The organism is Nostoc sp. LEGE 06077, assembly GCF_015207705.1.
Taxonomy (GTDB): Bacteria; Cyanobacteriota; Cyanobacteriia; order Cyanobacteriales; family Nostocaceae; genus Nostoc_B.
In genome coordinates this window covers 199008-219140 of record NZ_JADEWI010000002.1, presented here as the reverse complement: position 1 = coordinate 219140, position 20133 = coordinate 199008, and the positions used below count along the sequence as shown (strand labels likewise).

Here is a 20133-nt window from a genome sequence, read left to right as displayed (position 1 = left end):
ATGTTCAACCGTAGCCGTCGTAACTTGGCTAGTTGGTTCACTCTCTCAATGGGCAGTATTCTCATAATTTTTGCCGGGATTCTTTATTATCAAGAATCCATCCAACAGTTAGAAGTTATAGATTTAATTCTCTACAAAAAAGCTAGAGTTATTACATCCAGTGTGCGCTATAAAGAGTATCAAGGAGAGAAACGAGTATTTCTCAAAAATTTACCAGTTTTAGGCAATAATCCGCCACCCGAAGATAGTGAAATTATTTATGCTCGTTGGTATGACACCAAAGGTAATTTGAAGCGTTACTTTGGTCAGCTTCCTCACAAAAAAATCACCCCAATATTTGCATATCAGACAATAAAAGTTACTAATCTTTCAGGTATTTCCTCACAAGTTATTTGGCTACGCGAAATAACTTTACCAGTACAGTATCAAGGTGAGTTAATTGGCTATTTGCAAATGGCAATGCCGATGAATCGTATCCAAGAATTACTCCATAAATTTTTACTTTTACTAATATCAACGGTATTCATTGCTTTAGGAATAACCAGTTTAACTGGATGGTTTCTCAGCGGCATAGCAATGCAACCTATATATCTGAGTTATAAACAACTCGAACGATTTACAGCCCATGCTTCTCATGAATTACGTACCCCTTTAGCGGCAATTCTGAGTAATGCTCAAGTTGGCTTACTCGCACCAATGGAAGATAGTGCAAGTAAGCATCTGCGTCTAGAAAAAGTTGCAGAAGGAGCTAAATCGATGAATACATTGATTGGAAATCTGCTATTTCTAGCACGCCGAACAGGGCGTTTAACTCCAGAATCTTTAAAAGCAGTTGATGTGAGAGATTTACTCAAGGAAGTACTAAATTCATCATCTGTGAAGACTGCGGCTAAACATTTAAATCTCAAGAGTGATTTACCAAAATCTCCAATTATAGTGCGTGTAGATGCCGAGTTAATTTGTTTGGCTGTGATCAATTTGCTGAGTAACGCCTGTAAGTATACTCCGGCTGACGGATTGGTAGAGTTACGTTTGTTGACTAAATATAATCAGGCAGTAATTGAAGTAGAAGACAATGGTATGGGGATTGCCGCAACAGATTTACCCCATATCTTTGAGCAATTTTATCGAGTAGAACAACACCAGACAAATTCGACTAATAGCTTTGGATTAGGATTAGCGATCGCTCAACAAATCATTGAAGTACATAATGGCCATCTCAGTGTAAAAAGCAAACTAGGTCAGGGTTCCGTTTTTCAAATTAAATTGCCTATGTAGCTAATTAGGCAGATTTTGTCACTTTCCTGTCACATTTATCCTTAACCATAAAAAGTAATTGATATTTTCTTCCATAACATTGCTCGTTACATTCAATAACCGAGCAGGAGTCAATGTGAGTAGAAATGAAAAGTACAGATTACTTGAAGGTTTAGCAACTACAGAAGCAGCACCAAAGCCATCACTGACTTTATCAGATGCTGTCGCGTTGATTGTTGGTATTGTCATTGGTGCAGGAATTTTTGAAACTCCTGCTTTAGTAGCAACCCAAGCCGGAAGCAGTTTTGCTGTACTGCTATTTTGGTTCATCGGTGGTGTGGTTTCTTTAGTTGGCGCATTGTGCTACGCAGAGTTAGCCACAACATATCCCGATGTGGGTGGAGTTTACTATTATCTCAAACGTGCTTTTGGGCGAGAAGTTGCCTTTTTATTTGCTTGGGCGCGGATGACAGTTATCCAAACTGGCTCTATTGCTTTATTGGCATTTGTTTTTGGTGACTACGCTTCGCAAATTTGGCAGTTAGGAAACTTTTCAGCTTCGATTTATGCAGCAATGGCGATCGCTTTATTAACTGCTTTAAATATTATCGGCTTACAACAAGGTAAGTGGACGCAAAACTTACTCACTGCGGTAAAAGTCCTCGGTTTGTTGCTAGTGGTATTAATTGGCTTAACTATTACCCCCAATGCTGCCACATCTGTGGAATCTACTACCACAGGAACTTGGGGATTAGCAATGGTGTTTGTCTTGCTGTCTTATGGTGGTTGGAATGAAGCCGCTTATATTTCCGCCGAAATTCAAAATCGCCAACGGAATATTGTGCGATCGCTTCTTTGGAGCATTGGTACAATTACTGTAATTTACTTGCTAATTAATCTGGCTTATCTGCGGGGACTGGGGTTAGCAAATATGTCCAACTCCCAAGCCGTAGCCGCAGATTTAATGCGGGTGTTTTGGGGTGAACCAGGGGCTTGGTTTATCAGTTTATTGATTGCGGTTTCGACTTTGGGCGCACTGAACGCCACTTTATTCACCGGGGCGCGGACTAATTACGCTTTAGGCCAGGATTTTGCCATTTTCGGTTTTATGGGACACTGGCGGCAACGTCCTAGCACACCTAGTTATGCTTTATTGTTGCAAGCTGCGATCGCACTGGCGCTAGTTATGTTAGGTACGTTCACCCGCAAAGGCTTTGAAACAATGGTGGACTATACCGCCCCAATATTTTGGTTTTTCTTTTTACTTTCAGGGATATCGTTGCTAGTGCTACGCCACCAAGAACCGCAAATTACCAGGCCGTTCCGTGTGCCATTTTATCCTTTTACACCATTACTGTTTTGTGCAGTCTGCGGCTATTTACTTTATTCCAGTTTGGTTTATACCGGCGTGGGCGCAATTGTGGGTCTTCTAGTTGTGGCCGCAGGTATTCCCTTGCTGCTGTGGAATCGTTACCGCCAAGGTAGAACGTAATACAATTTTGGATTTTTGATAGAGAATTTCCCCTCATTTGTGAAATTGCTGTAACTCATTCAACATTCACCTATTTTTGCTTTAGGAGTAGATTCATGTTTAAAAAACTTTTGCTGTTATTCATTACAGGTGTTAGTGTCACCAGTCTAGGAATTGCTGGATGTACCAGCCAACAACAAGACTTAGAAGCACAAGTACAACCCCCTGTTTTAACTGGTCAAACTGAAGCACCCGCTACTACAACTCAACCCCAAGAACGCCCAGGTGATGTTCCCTATGTACCGACACCACAGCCTGTAGTCGATGCAATGTTGCAAGTAGCCAAGGTAGGTAAGAATGATGTGCTTTATGACCTTGGTAGTGGTGATGGCCGAATTGTCGTTACTGCGGCGCAAAAATATGGTACAAGAGGCGTGGGTATAGATATTAATCCCGAACGCATTCAAGAAGCTAATGCCAATGCTCAACAAGCGGGAGTAACAGACCTCGTACAGTTTCGTCAACAAGACTTATTCCAAACTGATTTGAGTGAAGCAACAGTCATCACACTGTACCTACTTCCCGAAGTTAACCAAAGACTTCGCCCCGAACTATTAAAACTCAAACCTGGCACAAGAATTGTCTCCCACGCTTTCGATATGGGCGATTGGAAACCACAACAGACACTACAGGTAGATGGAAAAACAGTTTACTATTGGGTGGTTCCAAAAGAAGTACCAGCTAATTTGCGATAGTACTCAGGACTTAAAGCATCAAGAGTTTTAGGGTGTAAGGGTGTTGGATATTAAGTCAGCCAAACCTTTACACCCTGACATTTTTTTGGACAGGGATTGGCGGTAGTCACCGGACAATGCCCATCCATTACTTAACTTTTTTCAACAATCAAATAGGACTGCTATATAATGCCTAAGTCATACTCAGTTATGAAAATTCAATTTGATGACTAAAAAATATATACCTAACGCTTTTTTGAAAATTGTAGATTCGCAATTATATGCAATTTTTGCTTGGAGTCAACGCACTGCGGAAGTTGTTCCTAAAAAATCCTGGCTCACTATACTTGAAATATTTGTGCATGAACATGATTTAAATAAAGCTTACCACATATTTCAAAAACATCATCTGACTGTTATTTCAGATGAAATTGTTCAAGAAATAAATCAATATGAATGCTTGATTGAAGATGCGATCGTATTTTTGGCAGATGGGAGTTTGACAATATTTGGTAAAGGCTTCCGCAGTTTTATTGAAAAAGAAATGCAATTTAAACTGGGTGAATTGAGCCGAAAAAACTACCAAATTCTCCAGCAATTATTTTGTCACATTAACTTGGAAGAAGATTTAGCAGATATTAAAAACATAGAAGATTTCCAGAAAATAGTATATCAACTAGAAAAGCTTGGTTTATTATCGCCTGAAACAAGTACTATTGACTGGGGAGATTTAAAAAGAACAGTTCCAATTTGTCAAGCATTTGGTTTAACTAGAGGTACACCAGTAGATAGGTATTATCTCAGCAAGTTTTTGCATGAAGTTCAACCACAAATTGGCGGTAACATCCTAGAAGTAGGAGGAACGCCAAAAGATAAAGATTTTTATGCAGTTAACTCAGGCACATCCTATAAAATTCTCAACATAGAACCAGGCCCAGGAGTAGATATAGTTGGAGATGTTCATAATGTATCCCTTGTAGAAGCCAACTCTTTAGATTCCGTGATCATCTTTAATGTTTTAGAGCATTGTTATGCACCTTGGATCGTAGTAGAAAATATATATAAGTGGTTAAAACCAGGTGGTAAATGTTTTGCAATGGTTCCCAGTTCTATCAGAATTCATGCTACCCCAATGGACTATTGGCGACCGCTTCCTGATGCTTTTGCTTGGATGTTTAAAAATTTTTCTCAGCATCAATTATATATTTATGGTAATCCTATTAGTGTCATAGCTAGTTATCATGGAATAGCCCAAGAAGAACTTACACCCGAAGAATTAGACGCATTTCATCCTGATTTCCCTGTTGCTACTTGTATCGTGGCGGAAAAATAAATTTTCCACATTTTTTACCTGATTTTATTCATTATTTAGCTAGATTGCGAAATTTCTTCTAAAACACTCTTAGTGATACTAGTTTCTGCTCTGGTGTAAACATAAGTTTGCAAGTGAGGTGTTTTTTGAGTTTTGAAGGCTTTCTCGGCTCTGTTCCAAAAGTCTGTATCTTCTCCATAAGCAATATTATTAAAGCCTTTCAATTCAAAAAATACTGCTCTCTTACCAAAAAATGTAGGGCCTAGTACGCATTCTCGGAGATTAATTGTTTTACCTTGTTGAAAATAATCTGCGACAAAAACCTCTTCGTCTGTGGCAAATCCACCTTCAATTAAATCAATTTCTGGATGCTCTTGCATATATTTAATGCGTGCAGCCAGATGTTCTGGTAAATAGGCATCATCGCTATCTAAAAATGTGATGTATCTGCCAAATGATGCTTGAATACCAGTATTTTTAGCGTGCCAAAGTTTCTTATTTTGGTGTTTTAAATAACGAATATTCGGGAAAATATGAATATATTGATTGACAATTTCAAAGGTGTTATCGGTACTGCCATCATCTACTATAATCAGTTCCCAATCTTGATAAATCTGAGCAATCACACTATTAATACAACGGTTTAAATATTTTTCTCGGTTGTAAGTACAAAGGATAATTGATATGTCAGGTATTACGTCAAAAATTACACTACTCATATTCAATAGCTCAAAAATAATTAATTGCTCATCAATAGTGAGCAGGTATAAAGCAATTATTGTACAGGATAGTAGATAGTATGCAAGGGAACATCCCGGTTTTTGCAAAGATAGTAAAAATCAGGCAGGATAATTAATGGTTATTCAATAACTTAGGTTTTATCAATAGGACATCAACAGTGCCATTAAATCAGCCACCCCCCAACAATCAAACCCAACGCTGGACATTTACTCAACTGTTTGGACTAGCAAGACGTAATCCTTTGATGATTTCTCGATGGGTACTGCGTTGGGTAGTGGTGGGGACAGTGAGTGGTTTATTTGCTGGTTTGTACTGGAATGTTTTAGAACTGTTAACTCACCAGTTGCAAAGGTTCCAAGGTTTAAGTTTATTAGTTGTAATGCCACTAGCAGGTTTAATTATTGGGCTAGTGATTCATTTTTTGGGAAATCCTGGTGAAATTGCCGTGATTGTGGATAATATTCATTTTCGTGGTGGGCGGTTGGATGGGCGAAAAAATCCGTCGATGATTCTGGCTTCCCTGGCGAGTATTGCTGCTGGTGGTAGTGCTGGCCCGGAAGCACCATTAGTACAGGTGACAGGTTCCTTTGGTACTTGGATAGGCGATCGCCTGAAACTCGAAGGTGAAGACTTGCGATCTATGAGTTTAGCGGCGATGGCGGCGGGTTTTACGGCTTTGTTTGGCGCACCTTTGGGTGGGGCGATGTTTGCCCTAGAAATCTTGCACCATCAGCATATTGTGGAGTATTACGAAGCTTTAATGCCAGCTATTGTTTCTAGTTGCGCTAGTTATCTGGTATTTGCGGCAATTACTCATTTAGGAATTGCTCCAACTTGGCATTTTCCTCAATATCGCCTGGAAAATATCGATGATTTTGCCTTCGCAATTCTGTTTGGGATCATTGGGGCGATCGCTGGATGGATTTTTATGTGGATTTTTCGCACCTGCGACAGCGCCTTTAATCGCATTCCTGTCCCGATTTATTTACGCACTACCATAGCCGGACTGGGAATTGGTAGTTTAGCAGTTTTCTTACCCCTGACCCGTTATTTTGGTCACGAAGAGTTAGAAACTGTTCTTTCAACTAACTTTTCTGGTGTTTTTTTGTTAACGCTGGCTTTGGGTAAAATGGCTGCCATTAGCATGACAGTTACAGGTGGGTGGCGCGGTGGATTTATTATCCCTTTATTTTTTACTGGTGCTTGTATTGGCAAAGCAGTGGTAGTTTTGATTCCTGGAATCAATCCTGCCTTAGCGATGATTTGTACAATGGCGGCAATTAACGCAGCTGTAACACGTACACCAATCAGTACAACTCTGCTACTATCGAAACTGACTAGCTTCAGTCCCTTTACACCAATTTTGTTTGCTAGTTTAGTCGGATTTTTCCTAGCGCCTAAAGTGCCTTTAATTGCGGCTCAACTAAAGTCTCAACCAGAAAATATTCATTAACTCAGAAAAACAGTCAATAAATTCTTTACTTCTGGAGCTTATTCTGGGATGCTTGTTTGGCCTCTAAATATTTAGCGATCGCGGCGGCATTCAGCGGGATCACTTTTGTTGTTGGACGTATTGTCTGTAATGATGCGTTTAGACTGCCATAAGAATGACTGGCCTTGCGATATACACAAGCATAACTGACACCAGGCAGACGGAAATAGCTACCTATGGCTAATTGTTGAAATGTCATCAGAGCCTCAGATGAATAACTACTGGGAAAATCAAGATTGATTCACGAACTTAACTATAATAAGCCGGATAAACTAAGAACCAAAGATTTGATCCAACTCCCTTTACATTGCCACTTTTTTTTGCTTACCGTGTCTATCTCAATCATTAACTAAATTCTATTTCCTACCTCTTGCTGATATCGGCTCAGTCATAACTTGTAATTGAGCAAATTAGCTTTATTTTAGGGAAAATTTAGGAAATTAATTTCTTTAGCTCAAATTATCTGCGTTAAATCTTATTTAGCACGTCTACAACAGCCGTTTGTCGAGCTACTGTAGGTTAGCTTTCCAGGCAAAAAAACACAATACATGCTAGAATTGTATCAAAATATGTCAATTATTCAAGAGTAATTTGGAATAATTTTACGCTTTGCCAACTGTAAAGGCTAAAAATATACGATTTTTGGAGTTTTTTAGGTTATGACAACCTCACAGGAGAGGATTATCCCCACAGATCTCCGGAACGAAATGTCCCGGTCTTATCTGGAATACGCCATGAGTGTGATAGTGGGTCGGGCGCTACCAGATGCCAGGGATGGTCTGAAACCTGTGCATCGCCGTATCCTCTACGCTATGCACGAACTAGGTTTACTGCACGATCGCCCATTTAGAAAATGCGCCCGTGTGGTTGGGGAAGTGTTGGGTAAATATCACCCCCACGGCGACACAGCCGTATACGATGCCTTGGTGCGGATGGCGCAGGATTTTTCCATGCGATCGCCTTTAATTAACGGGCATGGTAACTTCGGTTCTGTAGATAACGATCCCCCAGCGGCAATGCGATACACAGAATGTCGCTTGCAAGCTTTAACTAGCGCCGCTTTACTCCAAGACATCGAATCAGAAACTGTAGACTTTGCGGATAACTTCGACGGTTCCCAACAAGAACCCACAGTTCTACCCTCGCGGATTCCCCAACTGCTACTCAATGGTTCATCGGGTATTGCCGTGGGGATGGCAACAAATATTCCGCCCCACAACTTAGGCGAATTGATTGATGGATTAGTCGCCCTAATTCACAATCCCGAAATCACCGACCTCCAGTTGATGCAGTATATCCACGGGCCAGATTTCCCCACTGGGGCGCAAATTCTCGGCACAGCGGCAATTAAAGAAGCTTATACTACTGGGCGCGGTTCCATTACCATGCGTGGTGTCGCCAACATAGAAACCATCGAACAGCGTGGTCGTCCCGAACGGGAAGCAATTATCATCACCGAATTGCCTTATCAAACTAATAAGGCGGCATTAATTGAGAAAATCGCCGAATTGGTGAACGATAAGCGAATTGACGGGATAGCAGATATCCGGGATGAAAGCGATCGCGATGGGATGCGAATTGTCATCGAACTCAAGCGCGATGCTTATCCCCGCGTAGTGTTGAACAACCTTTACAAGCAAACCCCACTGCAAGCCAACTTTGGGGCAAATATGCTGGCGTTGGTCAACGGGGAACCGCAAATCCTCACCCTGCGGCAATTTTTAGAAGTCTTCCTCGATTTCCGCATCATATCCATTACCAGACGCACCCAGTACGAACTGCGAAAAGCGGAAGAACGCGACCATCTTTTACAAGGGTTATTGATTGCTTTATCCCATTTAGATACAATCATTAACTTGATTCGTCATGCCCCGGACGCACCCACCGCTAAAGGTGAGTTAATTACAAATTACGGACTGTCAGAAGTCCAAGCTGACGCAATTTTGCAAATGCAACTGCGCCGCTTGACTGCCTTAGAAGCAGATAAAATTCGCCTAGAACATGAAGAATTACAAGAGCGCATCGGCGATTTACGCGATATTCTGGCACGGCGAGAAAGAATTTTAGAAATTATTGAAGCTGAAATTTCGCACATCAAAACCAGCTTCGCCACACCTCGACGCACAATCATTACTCATGCCGAAGGGGAAATTGATGAACGTGACCTAATTGCCAACGAAAAAGCAATTATTCTGTTAACACAGCAAGGTTACATCAAACGGATGCCCGTCAACACCTTTGAAGCGCAAAGCCGCGCCACTAGAGGTAAAGCCGCCGCCAAGGTGAAAGACGATGACACCGTAGAACATTTCTTAACTTGCTGCGATCACGATAGTGTTTTATTCTTTAGCGATCGCGGCGTAGTTTACTGCCTCAAAGCTTATCAAATCCCAGTGGGTTCCCGCACCAGTCGGGGTACACCCATTGTCCAGATGTTACCCATTCCCAAGGAAGAAAAAATCACCTCCATCGTCCCCGTTGACGAGTTCAGCGACAATGAATATTTAGTCATGCTCACCAAAGGCGGCAATATTAAGAAAACTGCCTTGGCAGCTTTTAGCCATATTCGGGCAAATGGTTTGATTGCCATTTCCTTAGAAGAAGGGGATCAACTGCGCTGGGTACGCCGCGCTAGAGTTGAAGACAGCATTATCGTTGGTTCTCGTCTGGGGATGGCAATTCACTTTCGATGTACCCACGAACAACTGCGTCCTCTCGGTAGGGCGACCCGTGGTGTGAAATCGATGAAACTCAAAAAGGGTGATGAACTGGTGGGGATGGATATTATTCCCGCAGCTATTCTGGATACACTCGACACGGGAACGGAAGAGTCAGAAATCGAAGAAATCGAAACCGAAGATATCGAAAATGTGGAAGAAACCACAGAAGTAGAAGTAACAGGTAATGTTGGCCCTTGGGTACTAGTTATTACAATGGGCGGCTACGGTAAACGCGTACCCGTTGCCCAATTCCGTTTGCAAAACCGTGCTGGTCAAGGTTTAATGGCTACCAAATTCAAAAACCGGAAAACCAAAGACAAATTAGCCACCTTGCAAATTGTCAACAGCGACGATGAAATTATGATGGTGACAAATCGCGGTATCATTATCCGTCAGGCTACCAATGCAATTTCCATCCAATCGCGATCGGCTACTGGCGTAAGAGTCCAACGCTTAGACGAAGATGACGCAATTACCGGAGTTGCGATCGTTCCGCCTGATACTGGTGATGAAGAAGAAACAGAATGAAGGCAAGAGTAAAAAGGAAAAAGGAAAAGGCGAGAATTCATTTTTTACTTTTGCCTTTTACCTTTTACTTTCGCTAATTAGCGGTGTTTTGATGGGGCTAACCGTCGCCCCTGTGGGTGCATGGTTTTTGGCTTGGATAGCGTTAGCACCGCTTTGGGTATTAGTTGTTCAAAAAAGTAACTCTTATTTAGAAGCTAAAAAGCAAAAACCCTGGCTTTTACCTTTTACTTTTTACCTTTTACCTTTACTCTGGGGTGTTGGTTATCACAGCGTCGCCTTATTTTGGATTACCGGGATTCACCCAATGGATTGGTTGGGTGTACCTTGGTGGCCGAGTTTAGCTATTACTATATTTTGTTGGGGCTTTATTAGCCTCTGGGGTGGGTTATTTGTCACCCTTTGGGCGGCGGGAATGGTATGGCTGAATCAAGGAAAACCTTGGTTGCGGGTTTTGATTGGTACAGCCCTGTGGTGCGGTTTAGAAAGTTTGTGGAGTTCCGGTTCTTTGTGGTGGAGTGCTTTAGCTTATACGCAATCACCACATAACTTAGTAATTTTACATCTTGGGCAACTGTCTGGCCCTAATACTGTAACAGCTGCGATCGCCGCCTTCAATGGACTAATCGCCGAAGCCTACCTATCTTCTACACCTCGGCGGTTCGTCAATAAATATTTAGCATTAGCCACAGGGTTATTCATCACCTTACATCTAATCGGCTGGTTTTTATATAGCCAACCCATCGCCCAACCACCAGCAGCAGCCTTAAAAATTGGCGTTGTGCAAGGTAACATCCCCAACAAAATTAAAGTCCAACCCGAAGGTTATCGCCGTGCCATTACAGGCTATACCAGTGGTTATTTAACTTTAGCCGAACAAGGTGTAAATGCTGTCCTCACACCCGAAGGTGCTTTACCGATTTTTCAGCGCAATTTTAGAGACACGCCCCTATTTGCAGCAGTGCAGGAAAAAGGTGTAGTAGTTTGGGTAGGTGCTTTTGGGGAAAAGGGACGCAGCTATACAAACAGTTTGTTTACTGTCAATAGCCAGGGTGAAACTACCAGTCGCTACGATAAATCCAAACTCGTACCCTTGGGTGAATATATCCCCTTTGAGGAAATTTTAGGTAAATTAATCAGCCGTTTGTCACCGCTAGATGAACACCAAGTTCACGGTGCAGCTAACCAGATATTTGATACACCTTTTGGACAGGCAATTGTCGGTATTTGCTACGAATCGGCATTTCCTGAAGTATTTCGCCGTCAAGCTGCGGTGGGTGGGCAATTTATCCTCAGTTCTTCTAACGATGCCCATTACAGTTCAGCTATGCCATTCCAGCATCATGCTCAAGATATCATGCGGGCAATTGAAACTGATAGATGGTCAGCACGGGCTACTAATACTGGGTATTCGGCTTTTGTCGACCCCCACGGCAGAACTTTGTGGATATCTGGCTATAATACCTACCAAACTCACGCAGAGACTATATATCGTCGTCAAACGCAGACTTTATATGTGCGTTGGGGCGATTGGTTAACACCGTTGTTGTTGGGTTTGGGTTTTGTGGGTTGGTTTGTGGGGAAGGTATTTTAAACGCAAAGGTATACAAAGTCCGCGCAGAGTTACGCAGAGGAAGAGGAGTTGAGTTGAGAAAATCAGGAGGAAGTGGAACCAATGGTACAACAATTATGAATGTTAACACCAGAAGGACAAGTGCAAAAAGTTGAACAATGCGCTCAAATCTTAGCAGAAAGATTAAGAACCCTGGGTGTAGACCCAGATTCTTTGATTTAAACAGGTTTATCTGTTAACTCTGGTTGGGATTTATTAGCTTGTAATTGCACCCAAACAAATAAGGGAATGGCGAGTAGTTGAGTGGCGGCGGAAAATATTACTAATAGGGTAATGGAGCGATCGTACAAAACACCCATTAAAGTGCTGCCTAAAAACCAAGCAAAACCATAGCCTGTGCTGAAGATACCATAAGCTGTGGCGCGTTTGTGTTTGGGGACGAGTCCGGCGATCGCAGCTTTTAAAATCGACTCTTGCGCCCCCATACCTATACCCCAAAACGCTATACCTAACAGTGCTAGTTGGGTATTACCTAAGAATACCAATGGTGCGAAAAAGGAGGAAATAAAAGCCGCAACCATCAAAATAGAAATACCAGCGCGGTCAAACAGATAGCCAAATATCAGTGCAGCTACAGCATCAATTCCCATTGCGAAGGCATAAAATAAAGGGATTGTTTGACCGGAAGCAACATTTCCCTTTTGAAAATGAAAGGCAATTAAGGGAAAATCAGCATAACCAGCGGCAATAATCGCCACTGCACCCAGATAAATCCAAAATGCCCGCGGGATGCTATCTTTTTCGTTAATTTCAGGTTCAATTTCTAAATCGCTGGGGTTGGGGTAGAGAAATTGCAAAACCAATAACACAATCAAGCCCAACACCGCCGGTACAATTAAAATTGTAAAGGCGTTGCGATACTCTCCTTGGAAATAAACCATTGCTGCTACTGCTAAAGGCCCCATGACAGCGCCGGTTTGATCCATTGCTTCATGCAAACCAAAGCCGAAGCCTCGGCCAATTTGACTCACACCATGAGACAGAAGTGCATCTCGCGGGGGAGTCCGTACGGCTTTTCCTGTGCGTTCTGCCATCATCAAACCTGCGGCTACTTCCCATCTCCCGGCAAAAGCCAATAGTGGGACAACGGCAGTGTTCAAAATAAATCCTAAAGTTGTAATCCCCCAATATTTGCGTGTCTGGTCGCTGAGATAACCAATGATGAGGCGCAAACCATAACCAATTAGTTCCCCAAAACCTGCTACAAGACCTACCACAGTGCCGCTTGCGCCTAAAACCTGCAAATAAGCCCCCGTAATACTACGCGCCCCTTCATAAGTGGCATCGGCACAGAGGCTAACAAAACCAAGTAAAATCACAAACTTCAAGGCGGCTGATTTCTGTGCCATACTTTTGTCTCTATTCAAGTTACTACTTCAAAAAGCTCTGTCTTGACTCTGTGTTTGCAACCAGAAAAAACCTCCCTGTTCCGGAGAAATGATTTTGTGTAGCAGCTAAGATAGAATTTCGGTTATATCATAAAGTTCTTGAATAGTTGGCAAAGTCCGCTGTAAACATTTAAATTGAGCCGGAAAGTAGCAAAATTACGCAAGTATTTATCGTAGTTCCTAATTGCCTGAAGTACGCCCTAACTAGGCTCTAAGCTCAATGAGGTGTACCTCACGAAAACGACAAACGCTATAGCGATATTTTCTACTGCCAATTTTTTACTAGATTAAATTCACCAACAGGATGATTTTGACATTGATGGTGTAGAGCGATCGCCATCTCCTGTTAGTGAACCCCAACAAATGATTCTCGACAAATCTCCTGATTTGGTATTGGGTGACGGCGCGAATATAGATTCACTATGTTTACTGTCAATATCTCTTGTGCGCCTCCAACGTCACTGGCCATAATCAGAAAAACCAGACGATAGTAGCTTCTCTTAATCTGAGATGTTACGCGAACCACAGCCCTGGCTCCCCAGTTTACTTGTTTTATTCTTCTTCTGGCATTGGTAAATCTAAGGCTATCAATAAAGCCTGAGATAAATGAGCCATTACCAATTGCGAAACTGCGCCTCTTAAACGTAAAAAGCGGGTTTTCGATAACACCCGCACTTGATCTGCCATTGCGATCGAATCTCTCTTGAGTCCACCATCAGGTGCTAAAATTAACACCTGGGTTGGGTAAACTCGCTTTCCCGATTGATAAGTAGTGCAGGGAACTGCTAAAACGACCGGACTCGACGAATTAATTGCATCACGACTGACAATAATCACTGGGCGAGTCCCTCCTTGCTCTGAACCTTCATTGGACTCTAGTCGAGCATCATAGACCTCACCCCTTCTCATTACAGAGATTCCTCTAACAGAAAAGCCTCCCACTGAGCAGCGGCGAATTCAGTTTCTAGTTTGAGTACCTCTGCCTGATAATCAGTATCGCTGGCCATTTCTGCCAAAGCAGCATCAATTGCGGCTCTTTTCTGTGCTGCTAATTCTCGACGTATTGCTTGCACCATAAAATCATTACGACTTCTTGCTTTGCCTTCTAAAACTGCCTGGTCAGTTGCTTCTAAAAGTTCCCGTGGTATTGCTAGTGTAGTGCGAACGGATTCGGCTTTCATGTAGTGATGATTATTTTGATGTCTTCAGTGACGACTTCTATGATATCACTCTTAATCGCACTCCGACCCTTGGAGTTCTACCGAAGACCTTGTAGCAACTAAAATTTTCACCCTACAGTAGTACCGAATCAGTAATAGAAAAGACTTTCGCTCTCAGTAAGGATATGTTCACATTACATATTGAGTTACAAAAATTAGCCATAGTTAAAAGTCCAGCTTCCATCAATATCTTGGGAATCTGGACTAACTCTTGCTACTATTTTCTACTTAAGTAGCAAGAGTTAGTTTGCGGTTAATCGTCAGTAATTAGGCAGAAAATAAATTTTTTTTGTGACTTTGCCTGAACCAATGGCTTTTTTGAGTGAACCATCTGCGCCAAATTCAAGCTTGACCATCGAAATTGCCCGAAATCGGACAGATAGAGTTGCCGGACAAAATCAGGCATAATCCTTAAACAGCAAGGGATAGAGGAAAACATATATCAAGGCAGTAAATAGAAAAACCCTAGCTCACCATTAGCAGGGTTTTCTTTTTTAGTTCGATAGAATTTTGACTGCTTAAGAGAAAGCGCGTATGGTTTGACAAACTTTACCGAATATTTTCTTATTTGCCCGTGTTTTGCGCCTTTTTATTAAATTCAAATTTCATATCGGTTAGTTTTTCCGATACTTCCCATAGTTTTTTAGCGATCGCTTGGTCTTTGGATAACTCGTTTGATTCGACTTTTATTGGATAGCCGCGGATCTCCATAAACCCATTGGGGCCGAAATATTCTGCGCCTTTTAAGCCTGCTTCAGTTGCCGCCCGCAGGGTTGGTAATGCGCCCATCGTGATGTCTTGAGCAAGGATGCCGTTGAGATATTCCACAATGCCGCCCGCAGTTCTCTGCAATTCGGTTGCTGTCCAGCCCGGATGCGAGGCGGTTACAAGTGTGTCGATACTGTGATCTTTTAGTTTGCGGTCGAGTTCGTAGGTGAAATAAAGGTTGGCAAGTTTGCTGTCGCCGTAGGCTTTCCATTTAGCATAACTTCTCTTTTCCCAATTCAAATCATCGAAATCTATTTTGCCTATATTATGTGCGCCGCTCGAAACATTGACAATTCGTGAGCCTTCGGTGCTGATCAAAAGTTCCAAAAGCTGTCCCGTCAAAGCAAAATGTCCGAGATGATTAGTGCCGAACTGCAATTCAAAACCGTCCGTCGTTTTGGCATACGGCGGAATCATCACACCCGCATTATTAATCAGTAAATCGAGATGCAAATAATTTTTCTTAAAGTTTTCAGCGAAATTTTTAACTGATGCTAAATTCGCCAAATCAAGTTCCATCACCTTTACGTCGGCATCTTGATTCTGTTGCAGAATTTTTGCCAATGCCTTGTTTCCTTTGTCCAAATTGCGAACCGCAATGATTACAGACGCTTGTTTATTAGCTAAAACTCGTGCCGTTTCATAACCGATGCCGCTGCTAGAACCCGTGACAATTGCTACTCTCCCTTTTTGACTCGGAATATTTTCCGCGTTCCATTTTTCATTTTTCATTTTATTTACTCTCCTAAATTAATCGAATGTTCGTTTAATTAACTCTTAAAAAAAGAATTAATTCGTTACTGCATCCCAGGCAATTTTATAGGTGGTCTCTAACATTCCTTCGTCCAAAATCAAAGCACCACTAAAATGCTCTTTTATCAATCCAGTCAGAGGCGCAAAGGTAAAAGCAGTAAAAATTTCCAGGGAAATATCCTTAAAAACCTTCTCCTCTTTACCGCGATTGAATAAATCTAGCATTGGCTGGAAATAGCTCAAACTTTCATCTTTGCAAATGCGGTCAACCATCGGGGAATTAGCAAATTGCTCCGTAAAAGCAAATCTGACTGGATTTTTAATCGCGTATTGATAATAATTATTCCAGACCATTTTAAAGGCTTTCTCCACCGATAGGTTCTGGTTGACACCTTTCAAAATTTCTGCACTCATTTCTTGCTTCACGGATAAATAGATTTTATTGAGAAGGTTCTCTTTGTTTTCAAAATAGACATATATTGTCGCGGGCGAAACATTCGCGGTTTTGGCAATTTTCGACATCGAAGTATCAGCAAAACCATTGGCAGTAATCAGTTCGATTGCTGCATCACAGATGGCTTGATTTTTTTTATCGTCCTTGTGCCTCATAATCCTATAATAAACGAGCATTCGTTTATTGGCAAGTAAAAAACTTTGATGCTACAAAGCCGAGATCCCTGCAATATATAAGAATTTCCACAAATTTCTATTTTCAGTGAGGATTCTTTAACAACTGTGTAACTAAATGGCTACTAACACGAGATAATAAGTAGTCTCTACTACCCTTAGCTGTCATCTCATTACCCATTACAGAACAATTCTCTGCACAGCCACAGGGTGAAATATTGCCAGCTTTCTTGAATGAGTATGAAAACAGCTACTGAATTACAAACTCGACTGGAGCATTACTACCAGCAAATCAAAACCATTATCCTCACGCGGCAAAATCCGATTACTGGTTTGCTACCTGCGAGTACAGCTATTACGGCTCACGGGGATTATACAGATGCTTGGGTCAGAGACAATGTTTACAGTATTTTGGCTGTTTGGGGTTTGGCGCTGGCGTATCGCAAAGTTGATGAAGATAAGGGACGCACTTACGAACTAGAACACAGCGTGATTAAGCTGATGCGTGGGTTGCTATTTGCGATGATGCGACAGGCGCATAAAGTTGAGCAGTTTAAACATACTCAGTCACCTTTAGATGGCTTACACGCCAAATATAATACGGCGACGGGCGATATTGTCGTTGGTGATGATGAGTGGGGACATTTACAACTTGATGCCACATCTATATTTATCCTGATGTTGGCGCAAATGACCGCTTCAGGATTGCCGATTATTTATACGATTGATGAAGTAAACTTTGTGCAGAACTTGGTTTACTATATTGGACGAGCTTACCGCACACCAGATTATGGTATTTGGGAACGGGGTAATAAAATTAATCATGGTAGTGCAGAGTTGAATGCTAGTTCTGTAGGGATGGCGAAAGCAGCACTAGAAGCCATCAATGAACTAGATTTATTTGGGGTGCGTGGAAGTCAAGCATCGGTAATTCATGTGCTACCTGATGAAATTGCCCGCGCTCGGAGTACCTTAGAATCGTTATTACCGAGAGAATCTGCATCGAAAGAAATTGATGCGGCACTGTTGAGTATTATTAGTTATCCAGCTTTCGCGGTGGAGAATGTAGATCTGCGCGATCGCACCTTTAACGATATCATCAACAAACTCCAAGGCAAATATGGCTGTAAACGCTTCTTACGTGACGGACATCAAACTGTTTTAGAAGATAACCAGCGCTTACACTACGAACCTTGGGAATTAAAGCAATTTGAGCATATCGAATGCGAATGGCCGTTATTTTTTACTTATTTACTGCTTGATGGCTTATTCCGTAACGATCAAAAGCAAGTTCAAAAATATCAAGAACTATTAGCATCACTGTTAGTAGAACATGACGGTTATGATTTATTGCCAGAACTGTATTATGTACCAGCAGAAAACATAGAAGCAGAAAAATTAGCGCCCCAAAGTCAACTGCGATTACCTAATGAAAATATTCCCTTAGTCTGGGCGCAAAGTTTATATTTCCTCGGACAACTGTTAAGTGAAGGTTTATTGGCTGTGGGTGATATTGACCCATTAGGCAGACATTTATCTATGGGAAAAAACCGCGAAGCCCTAGTACAAATTGCCTTGTTAGCCGAAGATGATGACTTGCAAGCCAAACTAGCAGTTCAAGGAATTGAAACCCAAACCCCCAAGCAAGTAGACCCAATTCAAGTCAGACAAGCTGGGGAACTATCAACTATTTATACCCAAATTGGCCGCAATGATAAACTAGGTTTGACTGGACGACCAGTGCGAAGATTGCGGAGTTTAACTACATCCCGTATCTTTCGGATTTGTGGTGAAACAGTAGTATTTTTGCCTTCTTTTTTAGATGCTCAACAGTTTTATTTAACTCTTGATTACCATTTTTTAGTCGATCAAATTAGAAGCGAACTGGCTTATATTCAACAATATTGGAGTGATTTAGGTCGTCCGATATTAACTTTAATGTTGACCCACACCATGTTAGAAATTGGGTCTGAGGCATTATTAGAATTGATGCAAGAACTCAAAGATGGTGTTTGCAACGGTGCGCGTGTCAAACTAGGTAGACTGAATCAGTTAATGCTGACAGGTGCGATTCAAAGAATAGATTTTCTGCAAGATGCCGAATTTTATCACTCAGCAATGCAAGACGCTGCACCACATTGCTATTATTTGGCTTATCATCCCGGCAAAAGTTGGCGCTTAGGGCATACCCAAGAATTTCAAATGGAGTGCCAAACTAACTTAAAATTTTTGCTGTCTGCTTTGCGGGCTTCAGAAAATCTTTATGAGCAAATCGAGTTATTGCAGGCTTTGACTCGCTTGCAAGGATTAGAATTTGATACGGGATTTGGTAGCCCTAATACTTTTGTTACAGTCGCTAATTTGCTGGATGAAGTCTACACCAAAGCTGGCGATTTGGGTCTTTGGGCGGTAGTCCGTCGGGCGGCGGGGTTACTACAGATGGTGGATATTGGCTTATCCGATGCTGTTACTAGTATTTTGGTGCGTGGTAAACAAATAGCCGTAGGGAGAGCGTATAGCGAAGCATCATTGATTACTGTACCGATGCCTCATAACGAAATTGCTGAAAAAATCAAGCATTTTTGTCGTGAGGATATCCGCGATCGCGTTCTTACACAAGAAATTTTACTGTATCTGGGGACTCTGATTCGTTCGGAAACAGAATTATTTCAAGGATTGTTAACTTTAAGAGTCGGCTATCTCATCTTATTAATTACCAGCGAACTAGCACAAGAATTACGCGTTACCCAAGATGAAGCCTACGAACAGTTAATGGAACTTTCGCCTTTTGAAATCAAAATGCGCTTGCGTCAGGTATTAACTGGTTATACAGGAGTGAGTAATTTGTTGCGCCAACAGGAATCATTGCACGTCAAGCAAAAAGAAAGCGATATTGAATGGATAGTGCTACCAACAATTGCTGAAGAAATCGAAGTTCCTGCGGGTGGTTGGCGACGCTTTCGCCAAGCCGGAGGAGCTATAAACCGTGTACCGAAAAACTTTTTTCAGCAAGTTTGGCTATTGATGAAACATTGCAAAGGCTTAGTTATTGGGGATAAATTAGAACGTCGCAATCGTTTAGATAGCGAGTTGATGTTATCGGAAATGACTGCTGGCGAAAAGAACTTTGCTTTGCGAGTTGAGCATTTATTAAATAAAATCGAAGCGCCAGAATATCGCCAAGTTAATATTGAAGCATTAATAGAATTAGGAGCGATCGCAGCTAAAAACCCTAGCTTGCAAATTGAAGAATATATCGTGTTAGATGTGTTAATTGGTCATGCGGTGCGCTTGGCGTGGTTAGATGCACATCCAGAACGCGGTGATCGCTATGATGAAGATAAAGCAAACGCGTGGCGATCGTTTTATAATACTTCTCCTCAAGATTGCGCGACTTATATTCTCAAAGCCTTCCGCTTCTTGACACAGTTTGCTGAATCTAGCAGTTTAAGAGAATGAAGATTAGCCCTAACGTACCATATCTCTTGGTAG

At 41.8% G+C, this 20133-nt stretch carries 15 protein-coding genes; 8 read left to right on the top strand and 7 right to left on the bottom strand.

Annotated elements, in window-relative coordinates; translation table 11 throughout:
* The 4 genes from IQ244_RS02335 (at position 1) to IQ244_RS02320 (ending at position 4795) form a co-directional block, all read left to right on the top strand.
* A complete protein-coding gene (locus IQ244_RS02335; RefSeq protein WP_193889455.1) occupies positions 1-1278 on the top strand; it encodes a sensor histidine kinase in 1278 nt (425 codons plus the stop codon).
* Between the two features lie 115 nt (positions 1279-1393).
* Positions 1394-2749 (top strand): APC family permease, encoded by a 1356-nt coding sequence (locus IQ244_RS02330; RefSeq protein ID WP_193889454.1) that lies wholly within the window; start codon positions 1394-1396, stop codon positions 2747-2749.
* 95 nt (positions 2750-2844) lie between these two features.
* Positions 2845-3483 carry an SAM-dependent methyltransferase gene (locus IQ244_RS02325; protein ID WP_193889453.1) on the top strand — a complete coding sequence of 213 codons (639 nt, stop codon included), beginning with the start codon at positions 2845-2847 and terminating at the stop codon, positions 3481-3483.
* A gap of 205 nt (positions 3484-3688) precedes the next feature.
* Positions 3689-4795 carry a methyltransferase domain-containing protein gene (locus tag IQ244_RS02320; RefSeq protein WP_193889452.1) on the top strand — a complete coding sequence of 369 codons (1107 nt, stop codon included), beginning with the start codon at positions 3689-3691 and terminating at the stop codon, positions 4793-4795.
* Between the two features lie 35 nt (positions 4796-4830).
* Here IQ244_RS02320 and IQ244_RS02315 read toward each other — a convergent pair whose 3' ends face one another.
* Complete coding sequence (locus IQ244_RS02315) at positions 4831-5493, bottom strand: glycosyltransferase family 2 protein (protein ID WP_193889451.1); 663 nt, start codon at positions 5491-5493, stop codon at positions 4831-4833.
* 179 nt (positions 5494-5672) lie between these two features.
* Here IQ244_RS02315 and IQ244_RS02310 point away from each other — a divergent pair, with 179 nt between their 5' ends.
* Positions 5673-6968 carry a chloride channel protein gene (locus tag IQ244_RS02310; RefSeq protein ID WP_322746017.1) on the top strand — a complete coding sequence of 432 codons (1296 nt, stop codon included), beginning with the start codon at positions 5673-5675 and terminating at the stop codon, positions 6966-6968.
* 25 nt (positions 6969-6993) lie between these two features.
* On the opposite strand, the gene IQ244_RS02305 is transcribed toward IQ244_RS02310, so the two are convergent.
* The gene (locus IQ244_RS02305) at positions 6994-7206 is read right to left on the bottom strand and encodes a hypothetical protein (RefSeq protein WP_193889450.1); all 213 of its coding nucleotides are present in this window, start codon (positions 7204-7206) and stop codon (positions 6994-6996) included.
* A gap of 460 nt (positions 7207-7666) precedes the next feature.
* On the opposite strand from IQ244_RS02305, the gene gyrA reads away from it, so the two are divergent.
* Both gyrA and lnt read left to right on the top strand, forming a co-directional pair.
* Positions 7667-10255, top strand: a complete 2589-nt coding sequence (gyrA, locus tag IQ244_RS02300; RefSeq protein WP_193889449.1) for a DNA gyrase subunit A — start codon at positions 7667-7669, stop codon at positions 10253-10255.
* Positions 10236-11846 carry an apolipoprotein N-acyltransferase gene (lnt, locus tag IQ244_RS02295; protein WP_193889518.1) on the top strand — a complete coding sequence of 537 codons (1611 nt, stop codon included), beginning with the start codon at positions 10236-10238 and terminating at the stop codon, positions 11844-11846. The genes gyrA and lnt overlap by 20 nt, the downstream gene beginning before the upstream one ends.
* Positions 11847-12043: 197 nt before the next feature.
* On the opposite strand, the gene IQ244_RS02290 is transcribed toward lnt, so the two are convergent.
* From IQ244_RS02290 to IQ244_RS02270, 5 genes are all read right to left on the bottom strand, one after another.
* Positions 12044-13234: an MFS transporter gene (locus tag IQ244_RS02290; protein ID WP_193889448.1), complete on the bottom strand. Its 1191-nt coding sequence runs from the start codon at positions 13232-13234 to the stop codon at positions 12044-12046.
* A gap of 591 nt (positions 13235-13825) precedes the next feature.
* Positions 13826-14182 carry a type II toxin-antitoxin system PemK/MazF family toxin gene (locus IQ244_RS02285; protein WP_015113711.1) on the bottom strand — a complete coding sequence of 119 codons (357 nt, stop codon included), beginning with the start codon at positions 14180-14182 and terminating at the stop codon, positions 13826-13828.
* Positions 14182-14454: a ribbon-helix-helix domain-containing protein gene (locus tag IQ244_RS02280; protein ID WP_193889447.1), complete on the bottom strand. Its 273-nt coding sequence runs from the start codon at positions 14452-14454 to the stop codon at positions 14182-14184. Before IQ244_RS02280 ends, IQ244_RS02285 begins: the two co-directional genes overlap by 1 nt.
* A gap of 603 nt (positions 14455-15057) precedes the next feature.
* Positions 15058-15993 carry an SDR family NAD(P)-dependent oxidoreductase gene (locus IQ244_RS02275; RefSeq protein ID WP_193889446.1) on the bottom strand — a complete coding sequence of 312 codons (936 nt, stop codon included), beginning with the start codon at positions 15991-15993 and terminating at the stop codon, positions 15058-15060.
* A 57-nt stretch (positions 15994-16050) separates the two neighbouring features.
* On the bottom strand, positions 16051-16644 hold the full coding sequence (locus IQ244_RS02270) for a TetR/AcrR family transcriptional regulator (RefSeq protein WP_228058686.1): 594 nt from the start codon (positions 16642-16644) through the stop codon (positions 16051-16053).
* A 237-nt stretch (positions 16645-16881) separates the two neighbouring features.
* Between IQ244_RS02270 and IQ244_RS02265 the strand changes: the two genes are divergently transcribed.
* Positions 16882-20100 carry a glycoside hydrolase family 15 protein gene (locus IQ244_RS02265; RefSeq protein WP_193889445.1) on the top strand — a complete coding sequence of 1073 codons (3219 nt, stop codon included), beginning with the start codon at positions 16882-16884 and terminating at the stop codon, positions 20098-20100.
* The last annotated feature ends 33 nt before the right edge of the window (positions 20101-20133 follow it).